Annotated in this window: 17 protein-coding genes; 12 read left to right on the plus strand and 5 right to left on the minus strand. The window is 44.4% G+C overall.

Translation table 11 applies throughout. From position 1 onward, the window contains the following. The first annotated feature begins 145 nt into the window (after positions 1 to 145). The 10 genes from AACT19_RS03230 to gntR all read left to right on the plus strand — a co-directional run bounded on the left by AACT19_RS03230 (position 146) and on the right by gntR (position 11,223). Positions 146 to 1,255: a putative 2-aminoethylphosphonate ABC transporter ATP-binding protein gene (locus tag AACT19_RS03230; protein ID WP_004730144.1), complete on the plus strand. Its 1,110-nt coding sequence runs from the start codon at positions 146 to 148 to the stop codon at positions 1,253 to 1,255. Between the two features lie 21 nt (positions 1,256 to 1,276). After that, positions 1,277 to 2,986, plus strand: coding sequence for a putative 2-aminoethylphosphonate ABC transporter permease subunit (locus AACT19_RS03235; protein ID WP_410468421.1), 1,710 nt, complete (start codon positions 1,277 to 1,279; stop codon positions 2,984 to 2,986). A gap of 68 nt (positions 2,987 to 3,054) precedes the next feature. After that, the gene (gene phnR / locus AACT19_RS03240) at positions 3,055 to 3,759 is read left to right on the plus strand and encodes a phosphonate utilization transcriptional regulator PhnR (protein WP_010428770.1); all 705 of its coding nucleotides are present in this window, start codon (positions 3,055 to 3,057) and stop codon (positions 3,757 to 3,759) included. Between the two features lie 137 nt (positions 3,760 to 3,896). After that, a complete protein-coding gene (locus AACT19_RS03245; protein ID WP_076645195.1) occupies positions 3,897 to 4,799 on the plus strand; it encodes an EamA family transporter in 903 nt (300 codons plus the stop codon). 200 nt (positions 4,800 to 4,999) lie between these two features. Next, the gene (locus AACT19_RS03250; RefSeq protein WP_009845626.1) at positions 5,000 to 6,016 is read left to right on the plus strand and encodes a TRAP transporter substrate-binding protein; all 1,017 of its coding nucleotides are present in this window, start codon (positions 5,000 to 5,002) and stop codon (positions 6,014 to 6,016) included. A gap of 65 nt (positions 6,017 to 6,081) precedes the next feature. Then, positions 6,082 to 6,639, plus strand: a complete 558-nt coding sequence (locus tag AACT19_RS03255; RefSeq protein ID WP_017085449.1) for a TRAP transporter small permease subunit — start codon at positions 6,082 to 6,084, stop codon at positions 6,637 to 6,639. Next, complete coding sequence (locus AACT19_RS03260) at positions 6,632 to 7,954, plus strand: TRAP transporter large permease (protein ID WP_065606581.1); 1,323 nt, start codon at positions 6,632 to 6,634, stop codon at positions 7,952 to 7,954. The genes AACT19_RS03255 and AACT19_RS03260 overlap by 8 nt, the downstream gene beginning before the upstream one ends. 118 nt (positions 7,955 to 8,072) lie before the next feature. Then, the gene (locus AACT19_RS03265; RefSeq protein ID WP_076645197.1) at positions 8,073 to 8,570 is read left to right on the plus strand and encodes a gluconokinase; all 498 of its coding nucleotides are present in this window, start codon (positions 8,073 to 8,075) and stop codon (positions 8,568 to 8,570) included. Positions 8,571 to 8,573: 3 nt separating this feature from the next. Then, the gene (gene gndA, locus AACT19_RS03270) at positions 8,574 to 10,082 is read left to right on the plus strand and encodes an NADP-dependent phosphogluconate dehydrogenase (protein WP_076645199.1); all 1,509 of its coding nucleotides are present in this window, start codon (positions 8,574 to 8,576) and stop codon (positions 10,080 to 10,082) included. 139 nt (positions 10,083 to 10,221) lie between these two features. Beyond that, positions 10,222 to 11,223, plus strand: a complete 1,002-nt coding sequence (gene gntR / locus AACT19_RS03275; protein ID WP_017094990.1) for a gluconate operon transcriptional repressor GntR — start codon at positions 10,222 to 10,224, stop codon at positions 11,221 to 11,223. A gap of 278 nt (positions 11,224 to 11,501) precedes the next feature. Here gntR and AACT19_RS03280 read toward each other — a convergent pair whose 3' ends face one another. The 3 genes from AACT19_RS03280 to AACT19_RS03290 all read right to left on the minus strand — a co-directional run bounded on the left by AACT19_RS03280 (position 11,502) and on the right by AACT19_RS03290 (position 15,874). Beyond that, positions 11,502 to 12,284: a siderophore-interacting protein gene (locus tag AACT19_RS03280; protein WP_076645201.1), complete on the minus strand. Its 783-nt coding sequence runs from the start codon at positions 12,282 to 12,284 to the stop codon at positions 11,502 to 11,504. A 225-nt stretch (positions 12,285 to 12,509) separates the two neighbouring features. Beyond that, positions 12,510 to 13,988: a peptide MFS transporter gene (locus tag AACT19_RS03285; protein WP_076645203.1), complete on the minus strand. Its 1,479-nt coding sequence runs from the start codon at positions 13,986 to 13,988 to the stop codon at positions 12,510 to 12,512. 515 nt (positions 13,989 to 14,503) lie between these two features. Next, positions 14,504 to 15,874, minus strand: a complete 1,371-nt coding sequence (locus tag AACT19_RS03290; RefSeq protein WP_076645205.1) for an L-serine ammonia-lyase — start codon at positions 15,872 to 15,874, stop codon at positions 14,504 to 14,506. A gap of 309 nt (positions 15,875 to 16,183) precedes the next feature. On the opposite strand from AACT19_RS03290, the gene AACT19_RS03295 reads away from it, so the two are divergent. Then, a complete protein-coding gene (locus AACT19_RS03295; protein WP_076645207.1) occupies positions 16,184 to 17,062 on the plus strand; it encodes a YdcF family protein in 879 nt (292 codons plus the stop codon). Between the two features lie 4 nt (positions 17,063 to 17,066). On the opposite strand, the gene AACT19_RS03300 is transcribed toward AACT19_RS03295, so the two are convergent. Continuing rightward, on the minus strand, positions 17,067 to 17,744 hold the full coding sequence (locus AACT19_RS03300) for a hypothetical protein (protein WP_017081259.1): 678 nt from the start codon (positions 17,742 to 17,744) through the stop codon (positions 17,067 to 17,069). 212 nt (positions 17,745 to 17,956) lie between these two features. Next, the gene (locus tag AACT19_RS03305; RefSeq protein WP_076645209.1) at positions 17,957 to 18,211 is read right to left on the minus strand and encodes a putative hemolysin; all 255 of its coding nucleotides are present in this window, start codon (positions 18,209 to 18,211) and stop codon (positions 17,957 to 17,959) included. A 370-nt stretch (positions 18,212 to 18,581) separates the two neighbouring features. On the opposite strand from AACT19_RS03305, the gene AACT19_RS03310 reads away from it, so the two are divergent. Then, positions 18,582 to 19,100 carry an NUDIX hydrolase gene (locus AACT19_RS03310; protein ID WP_076645211.1) on the plus strand — a complete coding sequence of 173 codons (519 nt, stop codon included), beginning with the start codon at positions 18,582 to 18,584 and terminating at the stop codon, positions 19,098 to 19,100. Positions 19,101 to 19,353 lie beyond the last annotated feature (253 nt).

The raw sequence follows: 19,353 nt of genomic DNA on the forward strand, positions 1-19,353 counted from the left end.
GTCACTGAGGGCTTTCAACGTTGAACGAACTTTTAATGCTTATTATATCTGCAATATAACTGTCATTTAGCTACTATAAATTTGTCACTCAACTGCAATATTCTCAGTTTAAATTTGGTATATACCATATAGAGAGTGCTGTAGTATGAGCAACCAAACTTATTTGAATATTGAAAACGTTGTAAAGCAATTTGGCCAATTTACAGCGTTAAAAGACATCTCCCTATCGATAGATAAAGGCGAGTTCGTCTGTTTTCTTGGCCCGTCCGGCTGTGGAAAAACCACCTTATTACGTGCGATTGCAGGTCTAGACTTGCCAACTTCAGGTTCCATTGAGCAGAACGGTAATGATACGACCTTCTTGCCACCAGAAAAGCGCGACTTTGGCATCGTGTTCCAATCTTACGCTTTGTTTCCAAATCTCACTGTGGAAGAAAACATTGCGATTGGTCTGAAAAACCAAGGCATGTCGACCAAAGAAGCCCTTGAGACGGTTGAGTCTTGGTTGGAGACCATCGGTTTACCAACGTCTGGCCAAAAGTATCCGAATCAGTTGTCTGGCGGACAGCAGCAGCGTGTTGCTTTGGCTCGCGCGTTAGCGTTGTCTCCAGGCTTGTTGCTACTCGATGAGCCTCTTTCTGCGTTGGATGCGAAGGTAAGAACACACCTGCGTGATGAGATCTGCCAACTGCAACGTAAGCTGGGTATCACCACTATTATGGTGACGCACGACCAAGATGAAGCTCTAACGATGGCCGACCGTATTGTGGTTATGAATCATGGTGTTATCGAGCAGGTAGGTGCCCCACAAGAGATCTACCAAAAACCCGTCAGTCGTTTTGTGGCTGAGTTTGTTGGTAGCATGAACTTCATTCAAGCTTCTGTCGCAGCGCAAGGCAAGATACGTATTGCTGAGTCGATGCTACCGTTGCCGGGCTTAGATAACCTCACTCCAAAACTTGGTGATGTTTTCGATATTGCCGTTCGTCCAGAGCAAATCCAGTTTGTTGATCGTTTTAGTGAATCCTTGCCAGTGAGAATCGTATCAAGCGAATTCTTAGGGGCGTTTTATCGTGTTGAGTGTCAATTGCAACATGACTCAACGGCGAAAGAGATCATCGTTGATGTATCGGTCAAAGAGTTCAACCGATTGAAGCTGCGTCGCAGTGATATTCGTTATGTGGCGTTTGACCAAGAAGGGCTGAGAGCTTACCCATCGAAAAGCCTGCAAGTGATGAAAGACGAGGCGGCGTAAATAATCATGGAATCGACTCAAATGATGCAATCTAAGCTGCTAATTCAACGACGAGTACAGCCTTTTCTTGCTCGATTAAGTAAAGACAACGTAATTCTGTTTGGGCTGTTGGCCTTTTTGTCTGTGGTCATGACGCTGTTTATCCTGATGCCACTGTGGGCAATGTTGAAAAAAAGCGTTCAGAATGCAGACGGAGAATTTGTAGGATTACAGAATTTCGCAACGTATTTTGCTTCTCAAAGCCTGTGGCAGTCGGTAGGTAACACGTTTACGCTTGGGCTGTTAGTAACGGTTGTCGTGGGTGTATTAGCGTTTGGTTATGCCTATGCGTTGACTCGTTCATGTATGCCTTTCAAGGGGCTTTTTCAGGTGTTGGGTTCAGCGCCGATTCTTGCTCCTTCATTGCTTCCTGCCATCAGTTTGATCTTCTTATTTGGTAACCAAGGTATCGCTAAAGAAGTCTTGGGTGGCAACTCGGTTTATGGCTTGATTGGTATCTCACTGGGCCTGATATTCTGGACGTTTCCACATGCCTTGATGATTCTTACCACTTCGTTAAGAACGTCTGACGCTCGTCTGTATGAGGCGGCACGTGCACTCAATACTTCATCGCTAAAAACCTTCTTCATGGTGACGTTACCAGCGGCAAAGTATGGTTTGATCAGCACTCTGATCGTTGTGTTTACGCTGGTGGTTTGTGACTTTGGTGTGCCAAAGGTGATTGGAGGCAGTTATAACGTTCTATCGACAGACATCTTTAAACAAGTGGTAGGGCAGCAGAATTTCTCTATGGGCGCGGTGACCAGCATCCTATTGCTATTGCCTGCGTTGCTTGCGTTTACCGTTGACCGCTGGGTTCAAAAGAAACAGAAGAGCTTGTTTGATACTCGCTCCGTCGCTTACCAACCAGAGCCAAACACTCTACGTGATGGCATGTGTTTCTTTTATTGCACGATCATCTCTGCTGCTGTTGTTATTGTGCTAGGCATGGCGATATACGGATCTATGGTCACTTTCTGGCCTTGGAATAAAACGTTAACGCTAAATAATTATAACTTCGCAGAGATGAGTACTTATGGTTGGACGCCATTTTTCAACTCTTTAACCCTCGGCTCTTGGACTGCGATCATCGGTACCGTATTGATTTTCTTAGGCGCGTATTGCATTGAGAAAGGCCGCGCCTTCGGTCCTGTTCGTCAAACAATGCAAATGCTCAGTGTGGTACCGATGGCTGTTCCGGGTATGGTGTTGGGTTTGGGATATATCTTCTACTTCAATGACTTGAGTAACCCACTCAACTTCTTGTATGGCACGATGGCGTTCTTGGTGATTAATACGGTGGTTCACTACTACACAGTCGGCCACATGACAGCGTTAACCGCATTAAAACAGCTGCCTGAGGAAATAGAAGCGACGGCGGCTTCGGTTAACCTACCGCAATACAAGCTGTTCTTTAAGGTGACGGTACCCGTTTGTCTGCCTGCGATTTTAGATATTGCGACATACCTGTTTATTAATGCACTTACCACGACATCTGCGGTAGTATTCTTGTATTCTACCGATACGATACCTGCGTCAGTTTCAGTACTGAATATGGATGATGCGGGGCAAACGGGTGCAGCAGCTGCCATGGCGGTGATGATCATGATATCGGCAGCGAGCGCGAAGTTGATTCATATGTTAATCAACAAGTTATTCGAGAAGCGCACCCAAGCTTGGCGTAAACGCTAGCGAACCATTTTATATTGCAGTTGGCCAAGGAGTGGCTGACGACAAGAACAAGAATAAAAGGAAATGAAGTGCAGTACGTAAAAATCAAAGATGTCATCGTAGAGCAGATAGAGTCGGGGATGTTAACACCACGACAGAAGCTGCCTGCGGAGCGAAAACTGGCTGAATCGTTTGATACAACACGAGTTACGTTACGTGAAGCCTTGTCTTCACTTGAAGCGGAAGGGCGTATTTATCGAGAAGACCGACGTGGTTGGTTTATCTCTCCTGCGCCACTGCGCTACGATCCAACACAAACGCTGAACTTCACGAATATGGCTTTGTCGCAGAATCGTAAGCCGAAAACAGAGTTGGTGGCGGCGAAAGGCATGTTAGCGACCAAGGAAGCAACTAGGCTTCTTGAGCTGCAACCTTTTTCGGATGTTTATCGAGTAGACAGAGTTCGTTATCTTGAAGACAGACCCGTTGTGTATGTGACCAACTACATTCGACCTGAGCTGTTCCCTAATTTGCTTGATTATGACTTGTCTAAATCGTTGACGGACATCTACCGTGAGCACTTTGGCGTGGTGTATCAGAAGATCCGTTACCGAGTGAGCACAACGTCTTTGCTTGGCGAAACCGCGCAAGCCCTGCGTGCGACTTCTGGCTCTCCGGCTATGGTGGTTGAGCGTGTTAATTACAATCAAGACGGTGATTTGATTGATTGCGATATTGAATATTGGCGTCATGACGCGATCAGCATTGAGTCGATCGCACAGCTAGAGCGCTAGTCATACGTTATAACGTTGGCATACCTGCAATTATGCAGGATTGCCCAATTGAAACGCTCAAAGGTCTCTTATTCGGAGGCCTTTTTTATCACCTGTTGTCAGCCGTTGTGCTAATTCATCAATAATTTAGGAATGAAATGGAATTCTCTGCCATTGTCATCGTGATCATTTCGGCTCTGCTTCATGCGGGTTGGAACGTTTTAGGTAAGTCTAATCAAGGATCGGGTTCGTCATTCTTCTTAGCCTCTGGCTTTGCCGCTGCCGCGATATTGACACCTTACTTGCTCTGGTATGTTCACAGTGTAGGACTATCAAATATCTCACTTCCATTCTGGCAACTGGTTTTCTTGAGTGGGATCTGTCAAATCATCTATTTGATTGGGTTAGGCGCGGCCTACAAACAAGCTGATATCGGAGTGATTTACCCAATGGCAAGAGCACTGCCCGTGTTGATGGTGGGTTTAGGCACGGTGTTGATAGGCTATGAATTGTCGGCGAATCAATGGATTGGGTTCACTTTAATAACATTAGGCTGCTTGTTTGTACCAATTAAGCAGTTTTCAGATCTTAGGTTAAAAGCGTATCTCAACCTTGGCGTACTGTGGGCGTTGATCGCGGCCATTGGTACCACGGGCTATTCCATCATTGATAAAGAAGCGCTTCTGTTACTCGATCCTTTGAGCACAACAGTTATAACTAACAAGCACACCGCGATTTTCTATCTAGGCATTCAGTTTTGGGCGATTGTGATTCCACTGAGCCTGTGGCTGCTCGTGTCGAATCAAAAAATCGAATTTCATAATGCTTGGTTATTGCGTAAAAGAGCAACACTTGCTGGCATCATGATGGCTTCGACCTATGGCCTCGTATTATTTGCGATGACCATGACTGAAAATGTCAGCTTGGTTGTCGCTCTAAGGCAAGTAAGCATCATCTTCGGCGTAGTGATGGGGATCTACTTTTTAAAGGAAAAGTGGCACGTCACTCGCGGTGTAGGTGTCTCTTTTATTATTGCCGGCTTAGTTATATCACTGACTTAAAAGGTTTTTTCCTTTCCTTCCCTACTTACAATGTGACTTTTCAGTCACATTGCCCTTATTGATAGCAAACGTTTTACTAATGTTAAAGATGTGATCCTTCTCATAGACAAGGCTGTAAAGTTACCGGTAACATCCACCTCAACGTTACCGGTAACATATAATAACAAGCCGGACTCTGTGAAACTCATAAGGATACCCAAATGAAAGCTCTGACTAAAACGCTGATTGCCGCTTCCCTCACTGGTCTATTTGCTACTTCAGCAATGGCTGCAGACTTTAAACTTAAGATTCAATCTTCAGATCCATCTGGTGATTTGAACTTCAAGGTTCAGCAGAAGTGGGCCGAGCGCGTAGAAACGATGTCTAACGGACGTATCGATATCGATCTACTTCCTGTTGGTGCTGTGGTTAAGCACACAGAAACGCTAGGCGCGATCAAAATGGGCATCCTAGATGGTCACATCACAGCAACAGGTTACTTCTCTGGTAAAGATCCAGCTTTTGGTCTTATCGGTAACATGGTTGGTGCATGGTCAGACACAACACAGCTGCTTCAGTACATGAACTACGGAGGTGGTAATGAGCTAATGACTGAACTGTACAAGCCTTACGGTGTTCAGTTCGTTGGTGCTTCAACAACCGGCGTTGAATCATTCATTTCTAAAAAGCCAATCGACGGTGTAGCGGATCTTAAAGGTCTTAAACTGCGTGCGCCTGAAGGCCTAGTACAACAAGTATTTGCAGCCGCGGGTGCGACTCCAGTAAACCTGCCAGGTTCTGAAGTATTTACTGGCCTAAGCAAAGGCGTAATTGATGCAGCGGACTACACGGTATTCTCTACCAACCAAAAAGCGGGCATGAACGACATTGCAACACATCCAGTTCAACCGGGTTTCCATTCACTACCGCTTATCGATATCTCTATTTCTCAGAAGAAATGGGACAAGATGCCAGCTGATCTACAAACAATGCTGCAAACATCAGTGCGTGACTTCTCTTACGACATGACGACTCAGCTGAAAATGGCTGACCAAGCGGCACTGAAAGAAGCTCAAGCGAACCCAGAAATCACTATCCATGATTGGTCTCAAGAAGAGCGTAAGAAGTTCCGTGAAATCGCGAAAGGCCAATGGAAAGTATTTGCAGAGCGTTCTGATAACGCAGGGAAAGTTTACACCTCAGTGACTGTGTTCCTAGAAGAAAACGGCTTACTGTAATTTAAACTTAGTTTACTGACGGGGGAGGGCATTGCTCTCCCGTATTCTCCCAGGAAATTTGGCCCATGACAGACAAAACTCCCCATGCCCCAGCTGAAAACGACGAGCAACCAAGAAATGCGCTTGATCGTTTTGTTATAAAGTTCAGTAATCTCGTGAGCTGGTTTTTTATCTTTACTGTATTGATTTCATTTTATGAAGTTGTGATGCGTTACGCATTCGATGCCCCGACCACATGGGTACATGAAACAGCTTCTTTCATCGGTGGTTCTTTATTCATTATTGGTGGCATCTACGCGTTTGCTGCGAATAAGCATGTACGTGTGGTTCTTATCTACGATTCAGTGTCTAACCAAGCACGCAAATATCTTAATCTTGTTCACCACATTGTGGGTTTGGCCTTTGCTGGCATGCTCGCTTATGCGGCTTACTTCACCGCAGAGGAAGCATGGTTTGCACCATGGGGTGAATTCCGCCTTGAAACATCAGGTTCAGTGTTAAACGCGCCTTATCCTGCGCTGCTGAAAGGCCTGATTTTTGTCGTTTTGTGTGTTCTTGTTGTCCAGTTTGTATTGCACCTAATCCAAGAGTTGATGGGTCTAAGGAAGAATAACGATGTTTGATTTATCTTCTATTGGTATCGCATGGGGCAGCTTGCTCATGCTGGTTATGATGATTGGCTTGCTACTGACCGGTATGCAGCTAGCGTTCGTAACAGGCTTTGTCGCGATTTTCTTCACTCTATGCTGGTTTGGCCCTGATGCCTTACCTTTGATCGCAAGCCGTACTTACAGTTTTGCTTCTGGTTATGTGTTCTTAGCAGTACCGATGTTCGTTTTGATGGCGGCTTTATTAGACCGTTCGGGCATTGCTCGCGATTTGTTTGATGCAATGAAATCTGTCGGCCGTAAAGTACGTGGTGGTGTGGCAGTACAAACCTTATTAGTCGCGGTTCTATTGGCTTCCATGTCCGGTGTTATCGGGGGTGAAACGGTATTACTGGGTATTCTGGCACTGCCACAAATGCTTCGTTTAGGTTATGACCGTAAGCTTGCTATCGGTACAACCTGTGCAGGTGGCGCACTTGGTACCATGCTTCCGCCAAGTATCGTACTGATCATCTACGGTATGACAGCCAGCGTATCGATTGGCGACCTGTTCAAAGCTTCTTTCTTACCTGCGTTTATTCTTGCTGGCTGTTACATCGGCTACGTGTTGATTCGCTGTAAGCTGAATCCTTCTCTGGCTCCTCTTCCGAGTGATGATGAGACAGAAGAAGATATCGCAAATCAGCCAAGCTACTTCAAGGCTCTGTTCTTCCCACTGCTTTCTGTAGCAACAGTTCTAGGTAGTATCTACACGGGTATCGCTTCAGTAACAGAAGCTTCGGCTTTGGGTGTGGTTGGTATCATGATCAGTGCGCTTATCCGTGGTGAGTTGAATTTCAACATGCTGAAAGAGAGTGCCATCGCAACCATGCGTACCTGCGGCATGATCATGTGGATTGGTATAGGTGCTAGTGCATTGGTTGGTATTTACAACCTGATGGGCGGTATTGATTTTGTTGAAGAAACCATCCTTGCGCTCAGTGGTGGTAACGCGACAGTAACGCTATTAATCATGATGGCTATCTTACTGGTTCTAGGCATGTTTCTTGACTGGGTAGGTGTGGCACTTCTAACAATGCCAATCTTCGTTCCAATCATTACTGGCCTTGGGTTCGACCCAGTTTGGTTCGGCGTTGTGTTCTGTCTAAACATGCAGGTGTCGTTCTTGTCACCACCATTTGGTCCCGCGGCTTTCTACCTGAAATCGGTAGCACCAAAAGACATCAGCTTAGGTGAGATTTTCTCTTCACTACTGCCGTTCATTGCACTTCAAGTATTGGTGCTGGCACTGGTTATTATCTTTCCTCAGCTCGCGCTTTGGTGGCAATAACAGCAAAGGTTCCAGAGCGAATTTAACGTTCAGGAACCTATCAACAACAACACAAGTTTAACTATTAGATTCGATTGTCAGCCCCTGTTTTGGTTGGGGCTTAGGGAAGGCTTGCCTTATGAAAAGCAAAAAAATACTCGTGATGGGCGTATCTGGATGCGGGAAAAGCCTAATTGGTAGCCGTATCGCACAGGCTTTAGAGCTTCAATTCTTTGATGGCGATGACTTCCATCCGCAAAGCAACGTAGAAAAAATGCGTCAAGGTATTCCGCTGACTGACGAAGATCGTCAAGGATGGCTAGAAACACTGAATAAGCAATATATCGAACAGCCAAGTGCTGTGATTGCTTGTTCTGCATTGAAATCTCAATATCGCGACATTCTACGAAAGAATAATGAAGGTTTAGTTATCGTGTACCTACAGGGTAGCTTCGACACCATTTGGAACCGCCATAAAGCGCGCGAGAACCATTACTTCAATGGTCAAGAAATGTTGAAAAGCCAGTTCGCAACCTTGGTTGAACCGAATGAAGCTGATGCGTTGTTTGTTGATATCTCACAAGATGTCGAACAGGTAGTAGAAAGTGCACTCAAACAAATTAAGCAGATAGGCTAAACCATGACTCAGTTAAAAAACGACATCGCGATGATTGGTTTGGGTGTGATGGGCAAAAGCTTAGCGTTGAACCTACTCGACAATGGATTCAACGTCGCGGGTTTTGATTTAAACGCTGACAACATTGAACGTGCAAATTCAGAAGCAAAGCTGCTTAATGAATCGTTTACTGGTAAAGGTCAGTTCACACAAGGGACTAGCCTTGAGCATGTGCTGCAAGGGCTCGCGAAGCCGCGTGTAATCGCTTTGTCGGTTCCTGCTGGAAAACCTGTCGATATCGTCGTGAATAGCTTGCTTGATGCTGGCTTAGAAAATGACGACATTGTTATCGATACAGGTAACAGCTTATGGACAGATACCGAGGCACGCGAAGTGAGCTACAAAGGCAAACTGCGCTTCTTTAGCACCGCCGTTTCTGGTGGTGAAGAAGGCGCTCGTGTTGGCCCTGCGCTGATGGCGAGTGGCGACCAATCAGCTTGGCAATATGTGAAACCGATGTGGGAAGCGATTGCTGCAAAAGTGGATGCTAATGGGCTACCGGTTGGTCAGTTTGAAGCGGGTGAAGCATGCGCTGCGTATGTTGGTCCTTCTGGTACAGGGCACTATGTGAAAATGGTACACAATGGTATTGAATATGCCGACATGCAGCTTATTTGCGAAGTGTACCATTTCATGCGTGATGTACTTGAAATGCCAGCTCAAGAGATTGGCCAAGTTTTCGAACAGTGGAACAACGGTGTACTTAATAGCTACTTAATGGAAATCAGTGCCGACATTCTTCAACAAGAAGATTTGGCTACGGGTAAACCATTTGTTGATGTTGTACTTGATAAAGCAGGGCAGAAAGGCACGGGATTGTGGACAGCAGTTAACAGCCTTCAAGAAGGGTGTCCAACCCCAACCATTGCTCAAGCGGTTTATGCACGTGCGATGAGCGGTCAAAAATCACAACGTATTCAAGGGAGCAAACTGCTAAAAGGCAATGTTGCCGATGCGAGTCAGTTGGATAAAACAGAGGTTATTTCTGAGCTTCATGATGCTTTGTATTGCGCCAAACTGTCTGTTTATGCACAAGGCTTTGATTTATTAAAGACAGCGTCAGACAAAGAGGGGTGGAATCTCGATTTCACTCAAATAGCTAAGATCTGGCGAGCAGGTTGTATTATTCGTGCAGCATTCTTACAAGGTATTACATCGGCTTATCAACAAAATGGTGAGCTGGCGAACCTGTTGTTTGACGAGGTTTTCATCAAACAAGTGGAAGAGCGTGAGCTTGCTTGGCGTATCGCCGTTGCTAACTCCGCTTTGTATGGTGTGCCGATGCCGGGGATCAGTTCTGCATTAAGCTACTTTGATTCTCTGCGCTGTGAAGTGTTACCAGCGAATCTATTGCAAGCGCAACGTGACTATTTTGGTTCTCATACCTATTCGCGAGTCGATAGAGAGGAAGCCGAAAAATTCCATGTCACTTGGAGTCAGTCTCCGAGAACTGAAGTAAAAGTAAACGCTTAAACAATCAATAACGCCCTCAACAAGAGGGCGTTTGTAATTTTGACGCTGTATCAACATTTTACTAAATTAGGCTTCAAATTCCACGTCAGTCGGATACACTGTTACCAGTAACATAACTCAAAAATAATAATTACTAATTATGTCGAATAAGAAAAAACGTCCAACATTACAAGATGTTGCCAACTTAGTTGGTGTCACCAAAATGACCGTCAGTCGCTGCCTGAGAGACTCTTCTCAAGTATCAGAAGCACTGCGAGATAAGATCAGCGCTGCAGTAGACGAGTTAGGTTATATCCCTAACCGCGCACCAGACATTCTTTCCAACGCAAAAAGCAATGCGATTGGTGTTTTGGTCCCCTCGTTAACTAACCAAGTTTTTGCTGAAGTTATTCGTGGTATTGAGCAAGTCACCGCGCCTGCGGGTTACCAAACCATGATTGCTCACTATGGCTATAGTGCAGAACTGGAAGAGCAGAGCATCGCTTCGCTGCTTTCTTACAACGTTGACGCGATTATCCTTTCAGAAAACGTGCACACCGATAGAGCGCGTAAAATGCTCCAAACCGTTTCTATCCCAGTGATTGAGATTATGGATTCGGTGTCTCCAAGAATTGAACAAGCCGTCGGCTTTGATAACTTCGAAGCGGCAAGAGCGATGACCAAAACCATGCTCGATAGAGGGCGCACTAATATTGCTTACTTAGCGGCTCGAATGGATGAGCGTACTCGCTTGAAAATGGCAGGCTACGAGCATGCGATGCAAGAAGCCGACAAAACGCCAGTAACGCTGCAAACGGAAGACGCTTCCTCGTTTACTCTTGGTGCAAAACTGATTGGCGAGTTACTTGAGAAGCACCCTGAAGTGAATGGCATTTTTTGTACTAACGATGATTTGGCCATTGGTGCTTTTTACGAATGTGTACGACGTGGTATTCAAGTACCAGAGCAGATGGCGATTGCAGGTTTCCACGGACACGACATCACCGTGGCGATGACGCCGCGTTTAGCGACTGTAGTAACACCTAGGGAGCAGATCGGTAAAGTCGCAGCACAGCAAGTTGTAGCGCGTTTGCAAGGCAACAATGAATGGGTCGCGAAGCTAGATCTTGGTTATGAGATTGAAGTGGGGGAGAGTATTTAATTTTACACTTAGACTTTGATTTTCATCGGATTCAAACTAAGACGCCCTTAACGAGATGAACTTCGCTAAGGGCGTTTTCTATTTATCTAGCAAAAAGATGTATGTAGTAATACCAATCGTAGCAAATAACTGGTCATCCTAGCTTGTTAAAAAACTTGATAACTTCGTTAGAATTTTTGATTGTAGAATAACTACTTATCGAAAAATTCAGCCTTGTTCTCAAGCTTTTTTTCTGCGCTATTTCTGAACACTTACTTACTGTGATTGGTATAGCAGACTTAACCAGCTAAAGCTTGAGCATCTTGTTGCTTCAACACTTTGTGGCCATCTTCAGTGACGCCACGTTTCCAATAACTACTGATGTAGATGTTCTCTTTCGCGACTTCTTTTTCGTTGCGGAAGTACTGTCTTAGTTCGCGCATGCTCTCAAATTCACACGCCGTCCATACTGAAACCTGCCCCTCTAACCATTCTGTGTTGCGAACTGTTTGTGAAAGTGTTTCTTCAGTTTCATCTTTAATTAACCAAGTGACTTTTATACCTTGAGGTACTTCAAGTGCTTGCTTGTCTGCTGCTGAATTGATCTGAATGACAGCGTGACCTGCTGCGTGTTCCGGAAGTGTTTTTACTTTGGCAGAGAGCGCAGGTAGCGACGTCATGTCTGCCACCAAGAAGAACCAATCCGATTCTAGATTCAGCCCTTGAATTAATCCAGGGCCTGCCACTGAAACCGTGTCACCTACTTCTGCGTTCATTGCCCATCTTGCAGCAAAGCCACATTGCAGATCTGTGGTGATGTGGCGTACGAAATCAACCTCAATCCACTTTTCTACTGGGTTGTATTGACGAATGGTGTAAGTGCGCATGGTTGGGCGCTCACCTTCGTTCAGTTGGCTTAAATCAGTGGTGCCGAGTGACGAGAACAAAAGCTTGATGTAGCCGCCGGCACATTCGGTTGGGTACTTACTTAATCCTTCACCGCTAAGCGTTATACGTTGCATATTCGGTGTAATGGTTGAGGTTTGAGTAACGGTTAATGTGATAGGGCTAGGCTTGCTCATATAAGGCTCTCTTAGATTTTGATTTTCACATCATAATCCTGAACAGGAAAACACTCAATACTAATGGTTATCATTTACCTTTATTTACACAGCGCAACGTAACCTGAACCTCCATCTAGTTACCTACCAATCCTGACATCTATTTATCTTGATACCCATATCGACAAAAAAGCCCTTTAGAAAACTAAAGGGCTTGATGAACGAGCTTGTTGAATAAGAGTGTTATTAGCTGTTTGCTTGCTCTAGTTCAATCGTTTCATCAGCGGCTTTCGCAGCGTCTAGCATCTTACGAATAATGAACGATGCTGCCATTGCGATACCAACCATTACTACCGCTAGGATAGTTAGTAGTTGGAAGTAATCACCGTAAACCGTTTGAACGATCTCTTGTGTGATCTCTTGGCCTTTCTCAAGTGCAATAGACGTTGAGAATACAGCACCAACAATGCCTGATAGTGCGATTGCGACAGAGAATAAGCTTACTGAGAAGTTCTCGATGTGCTTAGGTGCAACAGACAGAATGAATGCTACAACCATAGAACCAACAATAACCTCACCAAATGCTAGGAAGAAGTGGATTGCTAAGAACACTTCAGGGCGAATCAGAATATCTTCACCAACGGTTGTTACTGCCATCGTTAAGATACCGAAAGCGATCGCCGTCAGAATGAAAGAGAAACCTACTTTGGTTGCGGTAGAGAAATGAATGTTTTTCTTTTCTAGTTTAGAGAAGATGCCCGTAATGATAGGGCCTGCAACCATACACCAAAGTGGGTTCATTGCCATTGACGCTTCAGGGGCTACTGGGATGAAGCCGAATAGATCGCCACGCATTGTGTTGATTGCAACCATTGTCATCGACGTCATCATTTGGCCGTAGTACACGAAGAAACATGTCGTCAGGAATGTGATGATTAAGATCGTACCCATCTTCAGCATGTCTGACTTCTTCGATTTCATCATCAAAGAGACAAAGTAGATGATCGCTGCACCACCAATTGCGTATACGATGTTCTGGCCGATATCCATGTTAGAAAACATGAAGAATACCAAGCCAATCATTGCAGCAGAAAGGCCAAGGAATGCAGCCCAATGTTTAGTACTTACTGGTTTTTGGTCGATTTCAGCACTTGCTCCAACAAGGCCTTTGCGAACAAAGAGCATCATCAGAAGTGCAGCACCTGCTAGAGCAGCCGAAAGAAGGAAGCCACCGTGGAAACCAACAACAAGCACTAGCATCGGGAACAAGTACTGGCCTAAAAGCGCACCAATATTGTTGACTGAGTAGTTGATAGGATAGCAGTTTTCGAAATCTTCCTGAGTTTTGAACGTGCGTTTGTAAAGACTTGGGTAAGAAGGGGACATCAAACCACGCGCATAACTCGCTAAAGCAATACCACATAATGCCATTGGAACATTGGTCGCCGCGGCACCGAGTACCAGTAGAGCATAACCACTTGCGAACCCTAGAAAGGCAATGGTCAACGATCGGTATGCGCCTAAAAATTTGTCGGCGATGAAGCCACCTGCAATAGCAAATAGCGGTCCGATTGCAGAGAAAGCACCAACAACCATCATTGTGTCGGCTTCATTGTAGTTAAGATCTTCAAGGAAGAAACGAGTCAAGATCACCATGACGCCATAGAACGAAAGTCCAAACATCATTTGGCAGAACATCATTGATTTGTTTAATCTATTCCACATTATTTTATTCTCACATTAGTATTAAGATGTAGTGTAATAACCTAATTATAATACCATCACTAGCAATACATAAAATGAAACATGCATCCCAAACAGAACTTTACTCGATATACCTTTTCTTATGAGTGCATTGATATTTCTCATGAATGAAATTTGCAATGTTAGATTTTGATAATGGATGCATAACTGTGAGAAATTTAGCTACCTTCATTTGTGGCTAAGTAATGAACGGATAAAGGAAAAGTTAACATTGGTCATCTTATAAAATGTTCAAGTGAGTATCACTTTCAATTGGCTGTTGGATTTTAGCCAATAAAAAGGCCAGCTTGGTGGCTGGCCTTTGTTTGGATATCGAAAACTAAGTTTACAATAACGGTTCTGAGTGAGGTGATGCCTCGTCATGCGTGTCAGCGATGTATTGCGTTTCAACTATTCTCTGTATCTCGACTATTCATCGCATCTAGCTAGTCACCGCATCTAACTGGTCACCGCATTTAATTGGTCACCGCAACTAGCTATTCACACGGTGGCGCCATGTGGATCACCGCTAAACCACCTAAAGACGTTTCACGGTACTTCTTGTTCATGTCTTTACCTGTTTGGTACATGGTTGCGATAACCTTGTCTAACGAGATAAGACACTTGCTGGTGCGTTTTAGAGCCATACGTGATGCGTTGATGGCTTTCATTGCACCCATTGCGTTACGCTCGATACATGGCACCTGAACAAGCCCGCCGATCGGATCGCATGTCATGCCTAGAGAGTGCTCCATTGCGATTTCAGCTGCGATACAGATTTGCTCGTTGCTGCCACCGCGCAAAGCGGTTAAGCCAGCAGCAGCCATTGATGAAGATACGCCAACCTCACCCTGACAACCTACTTCCGCGCCAGAAATTGAAGCATTGGTTTTGTATAGGATGCCGATAGCGCCAGAGACTGCCAAGAAGTCTTTCAGCTGCTTAGTGTCGAGCTCTTTAATGAAACGGTGGTAGTACATTAATACCGCAGGAATAACGCCAGCCGCACCATTGGTTGGAGATGTTACCACTTGGCCACCCGCTGCGTTTTCTTCACTTACAGCAAAGGCAAACAGGTTAATCCAATCCATGATCTCCATTGGATCATTTTCAATCGAAGCATTCGCTTCCAATTTTTTCAAAAGAGCTGGCGCTCGACGAGTGACTTCTAGTCCACCATCAAGAATACCTTCAGTATCAAAGCCACGCTGCATACACAGAGACATCACCTTCCAGATTTGGTCGGCTTTTTGGTCAATCACGTCCATGCCTTGAAAAGACACTTCATTGCGAAGGATTAAGCCACCAAGGCTAAGCCCTTGCTGTTCTGACAATTCAAGTAATTGGTCGGCAGAAGAAAAAGGGAACTCAACTTGTGTTTCTGCTTCTTGCTTGCCGTTTTGTAGCTCATCAGCGGTTGCGATAAAGCCACCACCAATTGAGTAGTACGTTTCCATATCTAGAAGACTACCGCTTGCGTCAAAGGCTGAGATTGTCATGCCATTTTCATGAAGCGGAAGATTAGTTTTATGGAAGAGTAAATCGTTTTCTACATCGAAGTGAATTTCATGGTTACCGCTAACCAGTAGAGATTTATCTTCAATCGCTTTACGCATTGCTTGGTTAGCACTGGTAATCTTAATGGTGTCGGGGCGGTTACCGAGCAAACCTAACAAAGTTGCTCTGTCTGTGTGGTGACCAATACCCGTCAATGATAACGAGCCATATAAGTCGATTTGAATACGCTTCACTTGCTTAAGCTGAGCATCAATTTTTTGGGTAAAGTTAAACCCAGCGATCATTGGTCCATTTGTGTGGGAGCTGGACGGGCCAACCCCAATTTTGTAGATATCAAAAATAGACAGCATAGTAACTTCCTGTGAAGACGGTTCGATGAACGAACTCTGGTTAAAGTATATCTTTTGTTAACCTCACTTCTTTGAGTGAGCGTATTCTTTCAATGAGATTAATGTTAACAAGCGTGTAGTTCGATGAAATACAAGACCGTGCTATTTTTGCTTTATAGCTGCACGTTGATTCTTGTGTACCTTAAGATGTTGCTATCAATAGTGAGCATTATTGCGAGCTACATTTAGGAATTTAAAAATACTTTTGTTAAGAACTATTGTATACATAATTCACTCCATCTAATCACTAAAACGAGACTTGAACATAAAATGAGCATTAATCACCTCCTTATTGTGCTAGGTAAGCGACTTAATGGGAATAAATTGACTGATGAAGGCATCAGTCGAGTTGATGCTTTGGTGGAGTATCTGGCGGGGCCTTTGGCAGAAGAGTCTATTCAGAAAACGGGTGTTGCATTTTGTGGTGGGGTGACAAAAGGTCAAACCACCTCTGAAGCGGATGCAATGCACCAGTATTTTCGAATTCTGGAAAGCCAGCGAGAATATCCGTTTTCCTTGGGGGCGATTTTGCTTGAGCAGAACTCGACAAATACGGTTGAGAACATTCAGAACTTAGCTTCAGAGATGATTGAAAGTGGACTGTTTACCCGTGGGCAGAGTGTGAAGGTGACGTTCGTTTCGAATGACTACCATTTACAACGTATTTTCGAGATCCAATCACTAATGGACGAACAAGGCTTGCTTAAGGTTTTGGTCGAGAAGTGCTCTGCACTTGGGGTGGAACTACAAATCGATCCTCAGCTAGAAGCTCATGTTGCGGTGCCATATCCTCATCAAAATACTCAAGGGCAATTGTTTCTGTTGATGGATGTGCTGACAACCTATCGAGTTTATCTTGAAGGTGTTTCTACGGGTACATTCAAGCGAGATTTGGAGTTAGTTAGGAGGGAGCCTGAAAGACTGTCGTTGGAGGCACTGATAGCTGTAAAGGCCTTAGTAGAGGGGGCGTCTCATTTTGACATCGTCGACAGCTTACTCCCAGTATTGGAGGGCTGTATCCAGCAGACTTCCGTGGGTACCGACATAAAAAAAGTCAGGGAATACCTAGCTCTACTAGATACTAACCTGACTTTATTGAATCGTTATTTAGACCCGGAATCGGATCACACACATCGCTGGTGGCGATAGATGTTTATTTCTTTCTCGTGATGCCAATAACGGTCTTTAAGCTCGCAAACGCAATCAGGCAGTAAGCCAAAAGTTCAGTGCCTTCTTCTGCGATGTTTTTAACCACGCGAACATAATCATCGCCCATAACATTGTGCCAAAAGCTGCCCATGCCAAATAGACGAGAGAACACCAACAGTAGCATTACGCCAGTAACTAGTAAGTTCATGTGTGGGGAAGCAAGAATAAGCGCAAGCTGATCAATGGTTCTTTTACCATTCTTAATCGCATAGAAAATTGCACTGCCAGCAACCAATAGGGCAGGGACAACCCATGCACCATGTACGATCTTGTCGAACCAAAAATCCATTTCACGAATGAACAACACCGCGAAGAATGCGCTGATAAGAAGAGCTGCGTGCTTAACTTCGCGCTTCTCTCTTGCTAAATAAGCAAAAGAGCCAGATGTCACGATAAGCAGTAACTGTTGCAGCATCTCGGTCGCCGAGATCTCACCAACATTGCCATTCAACAATACAAAATCAATTCGAAGTGCAAGGTTTGCGACAATGCCTATCGCTAAAACAACGAGAGCTGTTTGGCATCGTTTGTAGATCACTTGAGATGTCGACTGGGAAAGGGTGAACTCTGGCAGTTCAAACGACATTGGAGTTTGTTCATTGGTTTTAGGTTGGCTTTTCATAGTAATTCAATGTGTAAATATTTGTAACGGGCAGGCATTCTATCGGCCTAGGTTAGGCTAATGTCAGAGCTATGTCAGAAATAAAACAGCGTTCAATTGGTGTGTGTGTACGGTAAACCGCTGCCTTATGGCAGGCAGTTTACGTAACATAATTGAATTTTTAAGGGGGAGGGTTTTAAAGCGTTGATATTGGAAACTTGTAATAGAAGTTATTACTTTTCAGTTTCTTGCTCATGGTTATTGCGGTAGTACTCCCATTGCTCGATACGTTCACCGTCATCGAATACACAGTAAGTTGTACGCTGATTGTTTTCAGTAACCGTGTCTAATTCACCGTCCTGTTGAACACAATAAACCGCGGCTGGGTTAGCGACTGAAACACGTTGGCCTTCGCTATATTCTGCATAGTCGTTTGCACAACCGCCTAATACAACGGCACATACAGCCATCAAACCAAGTTTCTTCATGTTTATCTCCTTTGTGATAACTCTATAATCGAATGCGTTAAGTTCTACAGAACCAGATTAGAAGCTCTATGAAATTAGTATATTTTAGATTTCAGAAAAGGTTGTCCTAATTTGGTCAAGATATTGAAATAGGTTGATATTTCGCTATTTTTAAGTGCTTTTTGAGTGTTTGATCAAGCTGACATAGCTGATGTTATAGCAGGAACGGCCTCCGTCATTAAGGCGCTACTTGATGGTTATTTTGACTCGATAGCCGTGGGCGAACAGCGATCAAAAGCAGAGGGTATGTGTTCTTGTGGGGGACGGAGAACCTCGAATCTATTGATGATTATGATATGATGCCGCCAAATTCAGTAGAGCAGTCAGAATCATGAGACACCTAAAAACAACCATCCACCCTGATATCGACCATCTAGACAATAAAACGGTCTATAAGCGCAACGCTGCCCGCGCCATTGTATTAGATGGAGAAGACATTCTGATGCTCTATACAGAGCGTTATCACGACTACACCATTCCTGGTGGTGGTTTGGATGAAGGTGAAGATGTGATTGCTGGTATGGTGCGTGAACTCGAAGAAGAGACAGGCGCGAAGAATATCCATAGCATTAAGCCGTTTGGTATTTTTGAAGAGTTCCGTCCTTGGTATAAAGACGATGCGGATATGATGCATATGATCTCTTACTGCTACTCATGCAAAATTGATCGTGAGCTAGGTGAAACGGCTTACGAAGATTATGAAGTGAAAAACGGGATGAAGCCGGTGTGGATTAACATTCATGAGGCAATTGCCCATAACGAGAAGACCATGGCCGAGAGCCCTAAAAAGGGCATGAGCATTGAACGTGAAACCTTTTTGTTACATCTCATCGCAAAAGAAATGCTATAACCCTTTTAATAAATCGAGACTGTTTAAAAGTAGAATATTTTTAAACAGTCTCGCTAACCATGAACGAACAATAATACCTACCCCTTTACTTGACCAAACACATCGTAGTTTGAGTTTTAAGCAAAACGCCTCCAGCCCTTAAACAGCTTATCCGGTTTCCAAACAGCATAGAACGTTGATGTATCTAACAGACTTTCAAATTGATTCCTATTTTGAATATATGACTCATCAGCCTCAGTTTGAAAAGTTAAAA

Source organism: Vibrio sp. 10N.222.47.A9, assembly GCF_963872585.1.
Classification (GTDB): domain Bacteria; phylum Pseudomonadota; class Gammaproteobacteria; order Enterobacterales; family Vibrionaceae; genus Vibrio; species Vibrio splendidus.

Coding starts and splice junctions, on each gene's coding strand:
- AACT19_RS03245 (WP_076645195.1), top strand. CDS start 3,897: ATGGAATTCTCTGCCATTGTCATCGTGATCATTTCGGCTCTGCTTCAT.
- AACT19_RS03300 (WP_017081259.1), bottom strand. CDS start 17,744: ATGAAAAGCCAACCTAAAACCAATGAACAAACTCCAATGTCGTTTGAA.
- AACT19_RS03280 (WP_076645201.1), bottom strand. CDS start 12,284: ATGAGCAAGCCTAGCCCTATCACATTAACCGTTACTCAAACCTCAACC.
- AACT19_RS03255 (WP_017085449.1), top strand. CDS start 6,082: ATGACAGACAAAACTCCCCATGCCCCAGCTGAAAACGACGAGCAACCA.
- AACT19_RS03295 (WP_076645207.1), top strand. CDS start 16,184: ATGAGCATTAATCACCTCCTTATTGTGCTAGGTAAGCGACTTAATGGG.
- AACT19_RS03230 (WP_004730144.1), top strand. CDS start 146: ATGAGCAACCAAACTTATTTGAATATTGAAAACGTTGTAAAGCAATTT.
- AACT19_RS03305 (WP_076645209.1), bottom strand. CDS start 18,211: ATGAAGAAACTTGGTTTGATGGCTGTATGTGCCGTTGTATTAGGCGGT.
- AACT19_RS03310 (WP_076645211.1), top strand. CDS start 18,582: ATGAGACACCTAAAAACAACCATCCACCCTGATATCGACCATCTAGAC.
- AACT19_RS03290 (WP_076645205.1), bottom strand. CDS start 15,874: ATGCTGTCTATTTTTGATATCTACAAAATTGGGGTTGGCCCGTCCAGC.
- AACT19_RS03285 (WP_076645203.1), bottom strand. CDS start 13,988: ATGTGGAATAGATTAAACAAATCAATGATGTTCTGCCAAATGATGTTT.
- AACT19_RS03235 (WP_410468421.1), top strand. CDS start 1,277: ATGATGCAATCTAAGCTGCTAATTCAACGACGAGTACAGCCTTTTCTT.
- AACT19_RS03265 (WP_076645197.1), top strand. CDS start 8,073: ATGAAAAGCAAAAAAATACTCGTGATGGGCGTATCTGGATGCGGGAAA.
- gndA (WP_076645199.1), top strand. CDS start 8,574: ATGACTCAGTTAAAAAACGACATCGCGATGATTGGTTTGGGTGTGATG.
- AACT19_RS03250 (WP_009845626.1), top strand. CDS start 5,000: ATGAAAGCTCTGACTAAAACGCTGATTGCCGCTTCCCTCACTGGTCTA.
- gntR (WP_017094990.1), top strand. CDS start 10,222: ATGTCGAATAAGAAAAAACGTCCAACATTACAAGATGTTGCCAACTTA.
- AACT19_RS03260 (WP_065606581.1), top strand. CDS start 6,632: ATGTTTGATTTATCTTCTATTGGTATCGCATGGGGCAGCTTGCTCATG.